Below are 14500 nucleotides of genomic sequence, written 5' to 3'. Positions count from 1 at the left end.
ATTGCGCGGAAACGGCGCTTTTCATTTCCGATCAGTCGTGATTGATTTTGGTCGTTCGTGTTGCGCAGGATGGCCGGAGGGGCTTTGTGCGACTGATCTCGATCATGGTTGAACTGGGTGTGATTGTTGGCGGCCTCGGCCTTGAAACCGAGGCGCAGTGCCGCAATCTGGCGGTGATGGCCACCACCTCAATCCCTGACCCGGCTGAAGCCTTGCGTTTTCAGGAAGAACTGGCGACCCAGTTTTCCCTGCTTTCCTATGGCTCCGGCCTTGGAGTCGAACTTTCACCGCATTGGGACGAAATGCTCGATTTGGTCGAGCTGGTCCGCTGCGCCTCCAGCTTGAACTGATCAAGCCGGGCCCGTCCTACCTGGCGTAACCGGGACCGAGAGAGCCTCGGACATTTTGCAATCTCGACAGTTGCATCGGTTCGACCAACGAGGCGAGCGGACCAGGACCAACCCTGACACTGCGCTGGCGTCTCGCCATCGCCAATCCCTTCTCCAGGGCATCTTGAAGACTTGTCGTGTAGTGCGCGGTGTCTTCGAGCCCGAAGAAGAAGTTGATGCGATGGGTTTCGCCCCTCTTGCTCATGACAATCCCCGCCGCCCGGAGCGCTTCCTGAACTGTCTTGTACGTCATAGCCACGGTGAACTCCCTGCCGAGTACATTAAGGTCGCTCTTTTCTGTAACGAAACGGTGACGCTGACTGTGAAACAGGCAACATAGTCGGCCTTTGGCCGGTTGGCCGCCTGCAAACCAGGCGTTTCCAACGAGTTGAGGCGCGGACGATACAAACCTGTTGGGCCGGTGCCGCACGCGCGGCACGCTGGCATGAAGGGGCAGGAAACCGCTACCGGTCCACGACCGACAGTCTGGGTAGGGGGCTGCCAACCTCAGCGAGCGCCGGCTCCTGCTGCGTTTCGCGGGCATTCACTGTCGCCCCACGCTGAGTGTCGCGCAGTCGGCCAAAAGCCTGCCATTGCTCAGAGACAGGTCTTCCCGTTCCACATCGCGTCCGGAACGACCACCAGCTTGCCGACGAAATCCTTGGCGATGAAGTCCGCTTGCGCCTTGTGGAAATCGGACAGCCTGTAGACGCCGCCGACCAGCGGCCGGATCTTTTTCTCCTCGACGTAGCGCACGATGCGGCGGAAATCCGCGCGCGTGCCCTGGCTCGATCCGTGGAGCTGCAGCTGCTTGAGATACATGGTGCGGAGATCGAGCTGCACCACCGGACCGGCGATCGCGCCCGCCGTCGTGTAGCGACCTTCGGGCCTGAGGATGCGCAAGAGGTCGTTGAAGATGGCGCCGCCGACCAGGTCGGCCACGACATCGATCGGTTTGCCGCCCGTCGCCTCGTTCACGGCGGCCGGCAGATCGGCGACACCGCGGGTGATGACGGCCTCGGCGCCGATATCGAGCACCGCCTGCTCCTTGCCCTTGCCGACGACGGCATAGGGGATAGCGCCGCGCGCACGCGCCAGCTGCACGATGCCCGACCCGACGCCGCCGGAGGCACCTGTCACCAGCACCCGCTCGCCGGCCCTCAGCGCGGCGCGCTCCAGCATCTGCTCGCCGGTGAGATAGGCGCAGCAGAAGGTGGCGAGTTCGATGTCGCTCATTTCGGTATCGACGACATGTGCGTTCTCGGCCGGCACCGCCTGGTACTCGGCATAGCCGCCGTCACGGCCATGGCCCATATAGTCGATGTCGGCGAGTGAATCGTCGTCGCGGTTGTAGATGGAGAAATCGACCATCACCCGCTCGCCGACGCGGTCCGGCGAGACGCCGTCGCCGACGGCGGCGATGGTGCCAACCGTGTCGGTGCCCTGGATGCGCGGGAAGGTCAGCGTGTTGCCTTGGCGCCTCCATGTCGACACCGCCGCCGCATCCTCCTCGGTGCCATAGGCGCCCTGCCGCACCCAGACATCGGTGTTGTTCATGCCGCAGGCGCTGACCTTGACCAGCACTTCGCCGGCGGTAGGCGAGGGCACCTTCACATCGGTGCGGTAGACGAGCTTTTCCGGTCCGCCATGGCCGGTGAGCAGTACGGCTGACATGGTTGCGGGGAGGGTTTTGGTCATGGCGTTCATGGGTCGATATCAGAGATTGGCAAATACGCTCTTCACCGCATCCGCCGTCTTCGAAACGACGATGTCGGCTTCCTCGCGGGTCAGGCACAGCGGCGGTGCGAAGCCGAGGATATCGCCCTGCGGCATCGCACGGCCGATGACGCCGCGTTCGGCGAGTGCTGTCGCGATCTGCGGACCGATCTTCTGCGATGGATCGAAGAAGGCGCGGTCGTCGCGGTCCTTGACGAACTCGACCGCCGCCAGCATGCCGTCGCCGCGAACTTCGCCGACATGCTTGTGGCCGCCAACGGCCTTGGCAAGCTCGGCGCGGAAGTAGGCGCCGGTCTCGCCGGCGTTCTTCACCAGATCCATCTCGTCGATCAGTTCGAGATTGGCGACAGCCGCGGCAACGCAGATCGGATGCGCGGAATAGGTCCAGCCATGGCCGAGGGAACCCAGCTTGTCGGAACCCTGCACCAGCACCTGCCACATCTTGTCGGCGACGATGACGCCCGACAGCGGCGCATAGGCCGAGGTCAGGCCCTTGGCGATGGTGATCAGATCCGGCTTGAGGCCGTAATGGTCGGAGCCGAACATCGTGCCCAGCCGGCCGAAGCCGGTCACCACCTCGTCGGCGACCAGCAGCACGTCGTACTTCTTCAGCACACCTTGGATCTTGTCCCAATAACCGGCCGGCGGCGGCACGATGCCGCCGGTTCCGAGGATCGGCTCGCCGATGAAGGCAGCGACCGTATCCGGCCCTTCGGCGAGGATCATCTCCTCGAGCTTGTCGGCGCAGTGCTGCGAGAACTGCTCCTCACTCTGTGAGCGGTCGGCGCGGCGGAAATAGTAGGGCGCCTCGGTGTGCAGGATCGGTGCGCGCGGCAGGTCGAAGGCGTTGTGGAACAGGTCGAGCCCGGTCAGCGACCCGGTCATCACGCCGGAGCCGTGATAGCCGCGCCAGCGCGAGATGATCTTCTTCTTCTCCGGCCAGCCAAGCACGTTGTTGTAGTACCAGATCAGCTTGATGTTGGTCTCGTTGGCATCGGAGCCGGAAAGGCCGAAATAGACGCGGCTCATGCCCTTTGGCGCGCGGTCGATGATCATCTTGGCAAGCGTGATCGAGGCCTCCGTGCCGTGGCCGACATAGGCATGATAGTAGGCGAGGTTCTTCGCCTGGGCGGCGATCGCATCCGATATCTTCTGGCGACCATAGCCGACATTGACGCAATAGAGGCCGGCAAAGGCATCGATGCTCTTCTTGCCATTGTTATCCCAGACGGTGACGCCTTCGCCGCCGGCCATGACGCGCGCCGGCGATTCACCCCGCGCGTGCATGCCCATATGGGTCGAGGGATGGAAGAAGTGGTCGCGGTCCCAGGCGGCGAGTTCGTTGGACTGTTCGAGCATTTTTTTGACTCCTGAAAGGAAGGTCGGCGCAGCCTAGGCTACATCGAGACAAAGGTATTTGAGATCGGTGAAGGCTTCGAGCCCGTGGCGAGACCCTTCGCGGCCGATGCCGGACTGCTTGACGCCGCCGAACGGGATCGGCGCGCCTGTGATCTTCACCCGGTTGATGGCGACCATGCCGTAGTCGAGCGCGCGGCCCAGGCGCAGCTGCCGGGCACCGTTCTCGGTCACGACATAGGCGACGAGACCGTACTCAGTGGCATTGGCGCGCGAGATGACCTCCTCCTCGTCGACGAACGGCGTCACCGCCGCGACCGGACCAAAAATCTCCTCGCGCATGATCAGCGCTTCGTCGGGCACATCAACAAGCAGCGTTGGTTGGTAGAACAGCGGCCCCGCCGCATGGCGCTTGCCGCCCGCCAGGCACCGCGCGCCGAGGGCAAGGGCGTCAACGACCTGCTCTTCGACTTTGTTGACGGCACGCTCGTGCATCAGCGGTCCGATGTCGGTTTCATCAGCCAGACCATTGCCCGTCCGCAGCGTATCTATTCGCTTGGCGAAGGCGGCGCAGAAACGATCGTAGATCGGACGCTGCACATAGATGCGATTGGCGGCCAGGCAGTCCTGGCCGGAGGTGGCGAATTTGGCGTCGAGCGCGATCGCCACTGCCTTGTCAACATCGGCGTCGTCGAACACGATCAGCGGCGCGTGGCCGCCGAGTTCCATCACCAGCCGTTTCATCGTCGGCGCACTCTGCGCGGCGATCAGCCGGCCGATTTCGGTCGAGCCGGTGAAGCTCATGGCGCGGACGCGGGCGTCCTCGCACATTGCGCCGACGATAGTGCGGGCATTGCCGGTGAGGACGTTGAAAACACCGGCGGGCAGGCCGGCGCGCTCGCCGAGTTCGGCCAACGCCAGCGCCGACAGCGGCGTTTCAGAAGAGGGATGCGCAACAATGGTGCAGCCGGCAGCAAGTGCCGCTGCAGCCTTGCGCGTCAGCATTGCCGACGGAAAGTTCCACGGCGTGACGACGCCGACGACGCCGAGCGGCTCGCGCCGCACCATCATCTCGGCGCCAGGCAAATGGCTGGTGACGCTCTCGGCGTTGAGGCGTTTTGCCTCTTCCGCATACCACTCGACGAAGGAGGCGGCGTAGCCGATCTCGCCGAGCGACTCCTTCAGCGGCTTGCCTTGTTCCAGCGTCATCAGCAGCGCCAAATCCTCCTTGGCGGCGATGATCAGCTTGAACCATTTTCGCAAGATCTTCGAGCGCTCCTGCGGCAGCAGCGCCCGCCAGGCCGGAAAGGCGCGCGAGGCGACATCGATCGCTTTCGTCGTCTGCCCGGCATCGAGCGCGGCGACGAAGGCGACGGTGGCGCCGGTCGCCGGATCGGTGACCTCGAAACTCTCGGCCGTGTCGCTCGCCGTCCAGTGGCCGTCGACATAGGCGAGGCCGCGCAGCAGCCGGCGGTCGGCGAGGCGGTCGAGCGCTTCATGGCGGTTCGTGCGGGCAAAATGCGCGGACATCGATGGTCTCCCGGTGCCGAGGCGATGCGGAAAGACTATTCGCGCGGTTGAGACAGAGAGACTGTTTCGGCGTCGGCACGTAGAGAGATTGTCTCTATTCGCCCCGCGAAGCAGACGTTCTCTCTGCCTCACGCCTGCAGCGGCAGCAGATCGGCCACCGGCAGCACCGTCTCGTCCTTCACCGTCTTGGTGACGATATAGGTGAAGTAGCGGTCGATGCCGATCTCGCGCTCGAGCAACTCGTCGACCAGCCGCTGATAGGCGTCGATGTCGCGCGCCATCACCTTCAGCACATAGTCGACGCCGCCGCCGACTGACCAGCAGGCGACGATCTCCGGAATGTCGCGGATGACGCGTTCGAAGCGGTCGAAGTCGGCCTGGCGGTGGCTGGCCAATGTCACCTCCATCAGCACGGTGGCGACCGGGGCGACGGCGCGCATGGCGATCGAAGCATGGTAGCCGGAGACGATGCCGGCCTTTTCCAGCTTGCGCAGCCGCATCCAGCACGGCGTCGGCGACAGGCCGACCTTGTCGGCCAGCGCCAGCTTGGTGATGCGCCCGTCGCGCTGGATGGCGTCGAGGATTTTGAGATCGATCGGATCGAGTTTCGCTGCGGCCATGGGCGTCCACTTTTTGCTGCACGCCACCATGGGGGCGCATGATTTCGATTGTCAATTGCACTGATTTCGATCTCTAATAAGTCATGACATTGTGGCAACCCGATCCCGCGCTCATTCGCCGCCCGGCCTACCAGTCGCTCGCCGACCAGTTCGCCCGCGCCATCCATGACGGGCGGCTGGCCAACGGTGCCCGGCTGCCGACGCATCGCCGCCTGGCCGACGAGCTGAAGCTGTCGGTGCAGACCGTCAGCCGCGCCTATGAGGAATTGATCCGCCGCGGCCTGATATCAGGCGAGATCGGCCGCGGCAGCTTCGTGCAGACGCAGCGCCGCGAGCCGGAGCCGCCCTATCTGCCGGAGCGGCTCGGCGAAGTCATCGACCTCTCGATCCTGAAGCCGGTCTGCGAGCCGATGCATCTGGAACGGCTGAAGCAGGCGCTGGGCTGGCTGGCCGAGAACCTGCCGTCGAGTTCGGCGTTGTCGTTCCGCCCGAATATGGTGTTCCCGCGCCATCGGGCGGTGGCGGTGGAATGGCTGAGGCTCTGCGGCCTCGAAGCCTCGCCGCAGAACATCAGCCTGACCAATGGCGCCACCGCCGGCATGACCGTGGCGCTGATGAGCGTGGCGCCGCCCGGCTCGACGGTCGCCACCGAGGCCATCGGCCACCACACGCTGGTGCCGCTCGCCCGTTACCTCGGCTTCAACCTCGAGGGTCTGCCGATCGATGGCAACGGCCTGATCCCGGAAGCGCTCGACGAAGCCTGCAGGCTCTCCGATATCCGCGCCGTGTTCGTGCAGCCTTCGGTGATCAACCCGACGGCAACGCTGATGGACGCCGTGCGGCGGGAGCAGATCGCCGCGGTCGCGCGCAAGCACGACATCGCCATCATCGAGAACGATGTGCTCGGCCCACTGGTCGAGAACCGGCCGCCGCCGGTCGCCGCCTTCGCGCCCGAGCGCACGCTCTACGTCACCTCCTTCACCAAGATCACCGTGCCCGGCCTGCGCATCGGCTATCTCGCCGCGCCCGACCGCTATGTCGCCGCCGTCGCCAACCGCCATCTCGTTTCCAACTGGATGGCGACGCCGCTGGTAGCCGAGATCGCCACGAAATGGGTGACCGACGGCACGGCGATGGAGTTGGTGCGCTGGCAGCGTGACGCGCTCAGGCGGCGCCAGGATATCGCCGCGGAAGTGCTGGCCGGCGTCGACTATCGCGTCCACCGCGACGGGCTGCATCTGTGGCTCGAGCTTTCCGGCGACCGCGCCGAAGAGAGCTTTGTCTCGCAGGCCCGTCTGCAAGGGGTGGCGATTGCGCCGGGAACATCCTTCCGCATTGCCGACGCGCCTTGGCACCCCGCCGTGCGCATCTCGCTGGGATCGACCACCGAAGGGGAACTGCGCGCGGGCCTGAGCGTTGTCGCCAAGCTTCTGCTTGGCGATCCGGAACATCTCCTGCTTGCTATCTGATGCATACCGCCTAAAAACCGCAGCGCGCTTTTGGGCACAGATTGCCCTGAAATTGGGCGGCGCCGGAAATATTGTCATGATATTATTTTCCTAATTGACATGATTTCGCGCGTTCCGCATCGTTAAGGGCATAGGCTTCTCCAGAACGGGGAAATTGATTGCCCGCACCCATCATCAAGGTCGACGCCATTTCGAAAAGCTTCGGCGCCTTCAAGGTGCTGGACGGCCTGTCGATGCAGGTCATGCCCGGCGAGAAGCTGGCGCTGATCGGCCCGTCCGGCTCCGGCAAGACGACCATCCTGCGCATCCTGATGACCCTGGAGAAGATCGACGGCGGCCATATCCAGATCGACGGCGAACAGCTCTATCACATGGAGCGCAACGGACAGCTGCTGGCCGCCGACGAGCGCCATCTGGCGAAGATGCGGCAGAAGATCGGCATGGTCTTCCAGCTGTTCAACCTGTTTCCGCACAAATGCGTCATGGACAACGTCACGCTGGCGCCGATGCTGACCAAGGGTGTGGCGCGCGCCGCCGCCGAGAAGCGGGCGATGGAATTGCTTGAGATGGTCGGCATGGCCGACAAGGCGAAGGCGATGCCGGCGCAGCTTTCCGGCGGCCAGAAGCAGCGCGTGGCGATTGCCCGCGCACTGGCGCTGTCGCCGAAGATCATGCTGTTCGACGAAGTCACCTCGGCGCTCGACCCTGAGCTGGTCGAGGAGGTGCTGAACGTCATGCGCAAGCTCGCCGCCGAGACCGACATGACGATGCTTCTGGTCACCCACGAGATGGGCTTCGCCCACGACTTCGCCGACCGGGTGCTGTTCTTCGACCGCGGCAGGATCGTCGAGGAAGGCAAGCCCGACGAGATTTTCCGCCACCCCAAGCAGGAGCGCACGCAGGGGTTCCTGAAGAAGATCATCGCGGCCGGACACCGTGTCTGACCGCTATGCAACGGGCGGCGAACGCCGTCCCGAGGCGATGAAGTCGTCCTTAGAGGCGGCGAAGCCGTCCTCAGGGCTTAAACGCCCAAATCGAGCAAACCGAGAAGACAGAACAAGGAGTTGGGAACAGTGAAAAAACTTGGCATTCTGGCCGGCGTCGCCGGCCTTGCACTGACGGCCGTTCTTGCCGCCTCGAGCGCCGGCTCGGCCGACGACAGCAAGCTCGAGCAGTTGAAGGCACAGGGCTTTGCCCGCGTCGCCATCGCCAACGAGCCGCCCTATACGGCGGTCGCCGCCGACGGCAAGGTCTCGGGCGCGGCCCCCGACGTGGCGCGCGAGATCTTCAAGCGCCTCGGCGTCGGCGATATCGTCGCCTCGATCTCAGAATATGGCGCCATGATCCCCGGCCTGCAAGCCGGCCGCTTCGACGTCGTCACCGCCGGCCTGTTCATGAAGCCGGAGCGCTGCGCGGCGGTCGCCTATTCCGAGCCGGTGCTGTGCGATGCCGAGGCGATGCTGGTCAAGAAGGGCAACCCGAAGGGCTTCAAGAGCTATGAGGATGTCGCCAGGGACACGACCGCGACCATCGGCGCGCCGGGCGGCGGTACCGAGGAGAAGCTGGCGCTCAATGCCGGCGTGCCGCGCGAGCGCGTCATCGTCGTGCCGGACGGCCAGAGCGGGTTGAAGATGCTGCAGGACGGTCGCATCGATGCCTATTCGCTCCCCGTCCTGTCGATCAACGACCTGGTCAAGAAGGCCAACGATCCGAACCTCGAAGTCATCGCCCCGGTGCAGGGCGCGCCGGTCTATTGCGATGGTGCGGCCTTCAAGAAGGGCGACGAGGCGCTGCGCGACGCCTATGACGTCGAGCTTGCCAAGCTGAAGAAGTCGGGCGAGTTCGCCAAGATCATCGAGCCCTACGGCTTCTCGGCAGCAGCGGCGATGTCGACGACGCGCGACAAGCTCTGCGCCGCGAAGTAGGGCGCGCCTACTTCCTTCTCCCCGTTCACGGGGAGAAGTGGCTCGAAGAGCCGGATGAGGGGCGGCACCATACTTCGGTTGGTTCGCGCTGCCCCTCATCTGCCTGCCGGCATCTTCTCCCCGTGAACGGGGAGAAGGACCCAAGAACCGCCAACGTTGGAACCCAGATGACCCAGTGGTCCGGCTATCTCGGTCTGATATTGCAGGGAGCGCTTGTCACCATCGAGCTGACGCTGATGGGGTCGGTGCTCGCTCTGATCATGGCCTTTCTCGCCGGTATGGGGCGGCTGTCGCGCTTCTTCGTGCTGCGGGCGCTCGCCACCGCCTACATCGAATTCTTCCGCGGCACCTCGATCTTCGTGCAGCTGTTCTGGGTCTATTTCGTGCTGCCTCTTGCCGGCATATCGCTGACGCCGCTGCAGGCCGGCGTGCTGGCGCTGGGCTTGAATGTCGGTGCCTATGCGGCTGAAGTGGTGCGCGGCGCCATCCAGTCGGTCGGTCGCGAGCAGTATGAGGCTTGCATCGCGCTCAATCTCGGCCGCTGGCAAGGCATGCGCCATGTCATCCTGCCGCAGGCGCTGCTGGTCATGCTGCCGACCTTCGGCAACAACGCCATCGAGCTCCTCAAGGCGACCTCGGTCGTCTCTCTGATCTCGCTCGCCGACCTCACCTTCCAGGCGCAGGTGGTGCGCTCGCAGACCGGCAACACGCTGATGCCGTTCACCACCATTCTCGTCATCTATTTCGTGCTGGCGCTCATCATCTCCTGGGGCGTGCGCTCGCTGGAACGCCGCATGGCGCGCGGCCTCGACGGAGTGCGCGTGTAATGGACTGGGATTGGAACTTTGTCAGAGAGATCCTGCCGACGCTGATCCAGGGGGTGAAGATCACCATCCTGGCGACGCTGCTAGGCTCGGTGCTGGCGGCGATCGTCGGCCTGGCGATCGCGCTGGCGCGGCGCTCGCCGAACCGGGCCGTATCGCGCAGCGTCGGCTTCCTTGCCGAATTCATCCGCGGCACGCCGCTTCTGGTGCAGCTCTATTTCATCTTCTACGTGCTGCCGGATTTCGGCATCCTGTTGCCGCCGCTGGTTGCCGGCATCATCGGTCTCGGGCTGCACTACGGCACCTACACGGCGGAAGTTTATCGCGCCGGCATCGACAATGTGCCGCGCGGCCAATGGGAAGCCGCCAAGGCCTGCAATCTGAGCGCCGGCCAGACCTGGACCCACATTATCATCCCGCAGGCAATCCCTCCGATGATCCCGGCTTTGGCCAATTATTTCATCGCCATGTTCAAGGAGACGCCGCTGCTTTCGGCGATCACCGTGCTGGAGCTGATGAACCAGGCCAAGAGCGTCGCCAACACCTACTACCGCTACATCGAGCCAATGACCCTGGTCGGCGCCTTCTTCCTCGTCATCAGCCTGTTCTCGGTCGTGCTGCTGCGCTGGCTGGAACATCGCTACGGCAAGATCGAAAGGTAGCTTTTCATGAAACCGCTGCCCGAGATCAGACTGATGCCGACCAGGCCGGCGCTCGACGCGCGTCCGTTGGAGAAGCGCGTCGGCCTGATCATCCTTGCCACCGACCACACCAGCGAACCGGATTTCCGCCGCATGGTGGCGAGCGACAGGATCGGCGTCTATATCGCCCGCATCCCCTACAAGAATCCGACCACGCCGGAGAATTTGCGCAAGATGCAGCCGGAGCTGTCGGCCGGCGCGGCGCTGATCCTGCCGGACGAGCCGCTCGACGCCATCTGCTATTCCTGCACTTCGGCCTCGGTGGTGATCGGCGATGCCGAGATCGAGGTAGCGGTGCAGGTCGCCAAGCCGGGCGTACCGGTGGTGACGCCACCCATGGCTGGCGTGCGTGGGCTGAAAGCGCTGGGCGCGAAAAGGATCAGCATCCTCACCCCATACACCGTCGAGACCAGCCGGCCGATGGCGACCTATTTCGCCGAGCGCGGCTTTGACATACTGAGCTTCACTTGTCTTGGCTTCGAGGACGACCGCGAGATGGCGCGTATTGCGCCGGCCTCGCTGGTCGAACTGGCCCGGGAAGCAACGCATGCAGAGGCCGATGCGTTGTTTGTCTCCTGCACGGCACTGCGGGCAGCCCTTGCGGTGCCCGGCATGGAACAGGCGATCGGTCTCCCCGTTGTCACCAGCAACCAGGCCAGTGCCTGGAACTGCCTGCGACTTTGTGGCGACGACAAGCAGCGTCCCGAATTCGGCCGGCTGATGACGCTGCCGCTTGGTTGATAAGATGACAGAGGTCACGCTTCAGCATATTCGCGCAGCGCGCGACCGCATTGCCGGCAAGGTCGAGCAAACGGTGACCGCGCTTTCCCTGAGTCTTTCCGAGCACTTGGGTGCACCGGTTTACCTCAAGCTCGAACACCGCCAGACCACCGGCAGCTTCAAGCTGCGCGGCGCCTCGAACGCCATCGCCTCGCTAAGCCCTGAAGAGAAGTTGCGCGGTGCTGTCGCGGCCTCGACCGGCAATCATGGCCGGGCGCTCGCCCATGCGGCAAAGCTCGAAGGCCTGCGTGCGGTGATCTGCATGTCGCGGCTGGTGCCCGAAAACAAGCTCGACGCCATCCGCCGCCTCGGCGCCGACATCCGCATCGTCGGCAACAGCCAGGACGACGCGCAGCAGGAAGTCGAGAAGCTGGTCGCCGAACAAGGCCTGGTCATGCTGCCGCCTTTCGATCATCCTGACATCGTCGCCGGGCAGGGGACGCTGGGTCTGGAGATCATCGAGCAGGTTCCGGACGCGGCAACGGTGCTGGTGCCGCTGTCCGGTGGTGGGTTGGCTTCGGGCGTTGCGGCTGCCGTCAAGGGCGTCAGCCCGAGGACAAAGGTCATCGGCGTTTCGATGGCGCGGGGCGCAGCGATGAAGGCGAGCCTTGATGCCGGCCGCCCGGTCGAGGTCGAGGAACTGCCGACACTGGCGGATTCGCTTGGCGGCGGCATCGGCCGCGACAACCGGTTGACCTTTGCCATGTGCCGCGACCTGCTCGACGATGTCGTGCTGCTCAGCGAGGATGAGATCGCCGCCGGGATCCGTCACGCCTATGAGCAGGAACGAGAGATCGTCGAAGGCGCCGGTGCGGTCAGCATCGCCGCGCTGCTTGCCGGCAAAGTCAAAGCCAGCGGCCCCACGGTGCTCATCCTATCCGGCCGCAACATCGACATGACGCTGCACCGGAGGATCGTCTGCGGTGAAGTGCCATCAACCGTGGAGCGTGCCGCATGAGCCGGATGACCATCCTCACCGAGGCCGAACTGCGCACAATCGTGAAACTCGATCTCGACGCCGTCGCTTGTGTCGAAAATGCCTTTCGCGCGCTTGCCACCGTGCCGGTGGCGATGCCGCCGATCCTGCGTCTCGACATCCCCGAGCATCGCGGCGAGGTCGACGTCAAGACCGCCTACGTGCCGGGCATTGACGGCTTCGCCATCAAGATCAGTCCCGGCTTCTTCGACAACCCAAAACTCGGCCTGCCCAGCGTCAACGGCATGATGGTGCTGTTGTCGTCAAAGACCGGACTGGTCGAAGCATTGCTGCTCGACAATGGCTATCTGACCGATGTCCGTACTGCCGCCGCCGGGGCGGTGGCGGCCAAGCATTTGTCGCGGCCGGACTCCTCCGTTGCCGCGATCTTCGGTGCCGGTGTGCAGGCCGGGCTGCAACTGGAAGCGTTGCGCCTGGTGCGGCCGATCGAAGAAGCCCGCATCTGGGCGCGCGATGCCGCCAAGGCGGAAGCCACCGCGGCCGGCCTACGCAAGAAGCTGGGCATCATCGTGCGCGCCGAGCCCGATGCTGCAAAGGCGGCTGCCGGCGCCGACATCATCGTCACCACCACGCCGTCGACCGAGCCGCTGATCAAGGCCGGGTTTATTGTGGCCGGCCAGCACATCACCGCTATGGGCTCGGACGCCGAGCACAAGAACGAGATCGCGCCGGCGATCCTGCGCATGGCCGATCTCTATGTCGCCGACAGCGCCAAGCAGACCCGGCGTCTCGGCGAATTGCATCACGCCATCGCCGCCGGCGTGATGGAAGCCGACGCCGATGTCACCGAACTCGGCCAGATCATCGCCGGCGAAAAGCACGGCCGGCGCTCGGCCAGCGACATCACTGTTGCCGACCTGACCGGCACCGGTGTGCAGGACACCGCAATTGCCACACTGGCTCGCGACCGCGCACGGGCCGCCAACGCCGGAACCATTTTCGAAAGCTGATACTGGCCGCGAGGCCCAAAAAACGAGGATCAAGAACAATGCAGCCAAACCTGAAATTCTCGCGCGGCGAATATGCGGAGCGCCTCGCCAAGACCCGGAAGGCCATGGAGGCCAAAGGCGTCGATCTCCTGATCGTCAGCGATCCCTCCAACATGGCATGGCTGACCGGCTATGATGGCTGGTCGTTCTATGTGCATCAAGCTGTCATCGTACCGCCGTCGGGCGAGCCGGTCTGGTATGGCCGCGGCCAGGACGCTAATGGCGCCAAACGCACCGCCTACCTCGCCCACGACAACATCGTCGGTTACGCCGACCACTATGTGCAGTCGACCGAGCGCCATCCGATGGATTTTTTGGCCAGCGTGCTTGCCGATCGCGGCTGGGGCAAGCTGACCGTCGGCGTCGAGATGGACAATTACTGGTTCTCGGCGGCTGCCTTCGCCTCGCTGCAAAAGCACCTGCCCAATGCCCGTTTCGTCGACGCTACCGCGCTGGTCAACTGGCAGCGCGCGGTCAAAAGCCCGACCGAGATCGACTATATGCGCAAGGCCGCCCGCATCGTCGAAGCCATGCACCAGCGCATCGTCGACACAATCGAGGTCGGCATGCGCAAATGCGATCTCGTCGCCGAAATCTATGACGCCGGCACGCGCGGCGTCGACGGTATTGGTGGCGACTATCCGGCGATCGTGCCGCTGCTGCCATCGGGCGCCGATGCCTCGGCGCCGCATCTGACCTGGGACGACAAGCCGATGAAGTCGGGCGAGGGCACCTTCTTCGAGATTGCCGGCTGCTACAATCGCTACCATTGCCCGCTGTCGCGCACGGTTTTTCTCGGCAAGCCGACGCAGGAATTCCTCGATGCCGAGAAGGCGACGCTGGAAGGCATGGAGGCCGGCCTTGCCGCGGCCAAGCCCGGCAACACCTGCGAGGACATTGCCAACGCCTTTTTCGCCGTTTTGAAGAAGTACGGCATCGTCAAGGACAACCGCACCGGCTATCCGATCGGCCTGTCCTATCCGCCGGACTGGGGCGAGCGCACGATGAGCCTGCGCCCCGGCGACCGCACCGAGCTCAAGCCCGGCATGACCTTCCACTTCATGACCGGCCTGTGGCTGGAGACGATGGGTCTCGAAATCACCGAGTCGATCCTGATCACCGAGGCGGGCGTCGAGTGCCTGGCCAATGTGCCACGCAAACTGGTGGTGAAGGATTGAGCCCG

General features: G+C 64.3%; 15 protein-coding genes. 10 read left to right on the top strand and 5 right to left on the bottom strand.

The features are described from left to right. Positions 1 to 86: 86 nt before the first annotated feature. Positions 87 to 350 carry a hypothetical protein gene (locus tag ACFX5Q_RS14615; RefSeq protein ID WP_404278958.1) on the top strand — a complete coding sequence of 88 codons (264 nt, stop codon included), beginning with the start codon at positions 87 to 89 and terminating at the stop codon, positions 348 to 350. 16 nt (positions 351 to 366) lie between these two features. Here the strand turns inward: ACFX5Q_RS14615 and ACFX5Q_RS14610 are convergent, their stop codons facing one another. The 5 genes from ACFX5Q_RS14610 to ACFX5Q_RS14590 form a co-directional block, all read right to left on the bottom strand. Beyond that, a complete protein-coding gene (locus ACFX5Q_RS14610; protein ID WP_404278956.1) occupies positions 367 to 642 on the bottom strand; it encodes a hypothetical protein in 276 nt (91 codons plus the stop codon). 344 nt (positions 643 to 986) lie between these two features. Then, positions 987 to 2096, bottom strand: a complete 1110-nt coding sequence (locus ACFX5Q_RS14605; protein ID WP_404278954.1) for an alcohol dehydrogenase family protein — start codon at positions 2094 to 2096, stop codon at positions 987 to 989. 9 nt (positions 2097 to 2105) lie between these two features. Next, the gene (locus tag ACFX5Q_RS14600; RefSeq protein WP_404278952.1) at positions 2106 to 3485 is read right to left on the bottom strand and encodes an aspartate aminotransferase family protein; all 1380 of its coding nucleotides are present in this window, start codon (positions 3483 to 3485) and stop codon (positions 2106 to 2108) included. Between the two features lie 33 nt (positions 3486 to 3518). After that, positions 3519 to 5012, bottom strand: coding sequence for an NAD-dependent succinate-semialdehyde dehydrogenase (locus ACFX5Q_RS14595; RefSeq protein WP_404278950.1), 1494 nt, complete (start codon positions 5010 to 5012; stop codon positions 3519 to 3521). Positions 5013 to 5140: 128 nt separating this feature from the next. Continuing rightward, on the bottom strand, positions 5141 to 5632 hold the full coding sequence (locus ACFX5Q_RS14590) for an Lrp/AsnC family transcriptional regulator (protein WP_404278948.1): 492 nt from the start codon (positions 5630 to 5632) through the stop codon (positions 5141 to 5143). Positions 5633 to 5715: 83 nt separating this feature from the next. Between ACFX5Q_RS14590 and ACFX5Q_RS14585 the strand changes: the two genes are divergently transcribed. From ACFX5Q_RS14585 to doeA, 9 genes are all read left to right on the top strand, one after another. Then, a complete protein-coding gene (locus tag ACFX5Q_RS14585) occupies positions 5716 to 7101 on the top strand; it encodes a PLP-dependent aminotransferase family protein (RefSeq protein WP_404278946.1) in 1386 nt (461 codons plus the stop codon). A 158-nt stretch (positions 7102 to 7259) separates the two neighbouring features. Continuing rightward, a complete protein-coding gene (gene ehuA / locus ACFX5Q_RS14580; RefSeq protein WP_006206685.1) occupies positions 7260 to 8045 on the top strand; it encodes an ectoine/hydroxyectoine ABC transporter ATP-binding protein EhuA in 786 nt (261 codons plus the stop codon). 147 nt (positions 8046 to 8192) lie between these two features. Further along, entirely contained in the window at positions 8193 to 9026 is an 834-nt protein-coding gene (gene ehuB, locus ACFX5Q_RS14575; protein WP_404279056.1) for an ectoine/hydroxyectoine ABC transporter substrate-binding protein EhuB, read from the top strand. A gap of 167 nt (positions 9027 to 9193) precedes the next feature. Further along, positions 9194 to 9853, top strand: a complete 660-nt coding sequence (gene ehuC / locus ACFX5Q_RS14570) for an ectoine/hydroxyectoine ABC transporter permease subunit EhuC (protein WP_404278944.1) — start codon at positions 9194 to 9196, stop codon at positions 9851 to 9853. Next, a complete protein-coding gene (ehuD, locus tag ACFX5Q_RS14565; RefSeq protein ID WP_404278942.1) occupies positions 9853 to 10512 on the top strand; it encodes an ectoine/hydroxyectoine ABC transporter permease subunit EhuD in 660 nt (219 codons plus the stop codon). Before ehuC ends, ehuD begins: the two co-directional genes overlap by 1 nt. A 6-nt stretch (positions 10513 to 10518) precedes the next feature. After that, on the top strand, positions 10519 to 11292 hold the full coding sequence (gene eutA, locus ACFX5Q_RS14560; RefSeq protein ID WP_404278940.1) for an ectoine utilization protein EutA: 774 nt from the start codon (positions 10519 to 10521) through the stop codon (positions 11290 to 11292). A gap of 4 nt (positions 11293 to 11296) precedes the next feature. Beyond that, on the top strand, positions 11297 to 12289 hold the full coding sequence (gene eutB / locus ACFX5Q_RS14555) for a hydroxyectoine utilization dehydratase EutB (RefSeq protein ID WP_404278938.1): 993 nt from the start codon (positions 11297 to 11299) through the stop codon (positions 12287 to 12289). Further along, on the top strand, positions 12286 to 13278 hold the full coding sequence (gene eutC, locus ACFX5Q_RS14550; RefSeq protein ID WP_404278936.1) for an ectoine utilization protein EutC: 993 nt from the start codon (positions 12286 to 12288) through the stop codon (positions 13276 to 13278). The genes eutB and eutC overlap by 4 nt, the downstream gene beginning before the upstream one ends. A gap of 38 nt (positions 13279 to 13316) precedes the next feature. Beyond that, a complete protein-coding gene (gene doeA, locus ACFX5Q_RS14545; RefSeq protein WP_404278934.1) occupies positions 13317 to 14495 on the top strand; it encodes an ectoine hydrolase DoeA in 1179 nt (392 codons plus the stop codon). The last annotated feature ends 5 nt before the right edge of the window (positions 14496 to 14500 follow it).

It is taken from the genome of Mesorhizobium sp. IMUNJ 23033 (genome assembly GCF_044778005.1).
Lineage (GTDB): Bacteria > Pseudomonadota > Alphaproteobacteria > Rhizobiales > Rhizobiaceae > Mesorhizobium > Mesorhizobium amorphae_A.
The sequence above is the reverse complement of the archived record's forward strand: the minus strand, read 5'-3'. Positions and strand labels throughout refer to the sequence as shown.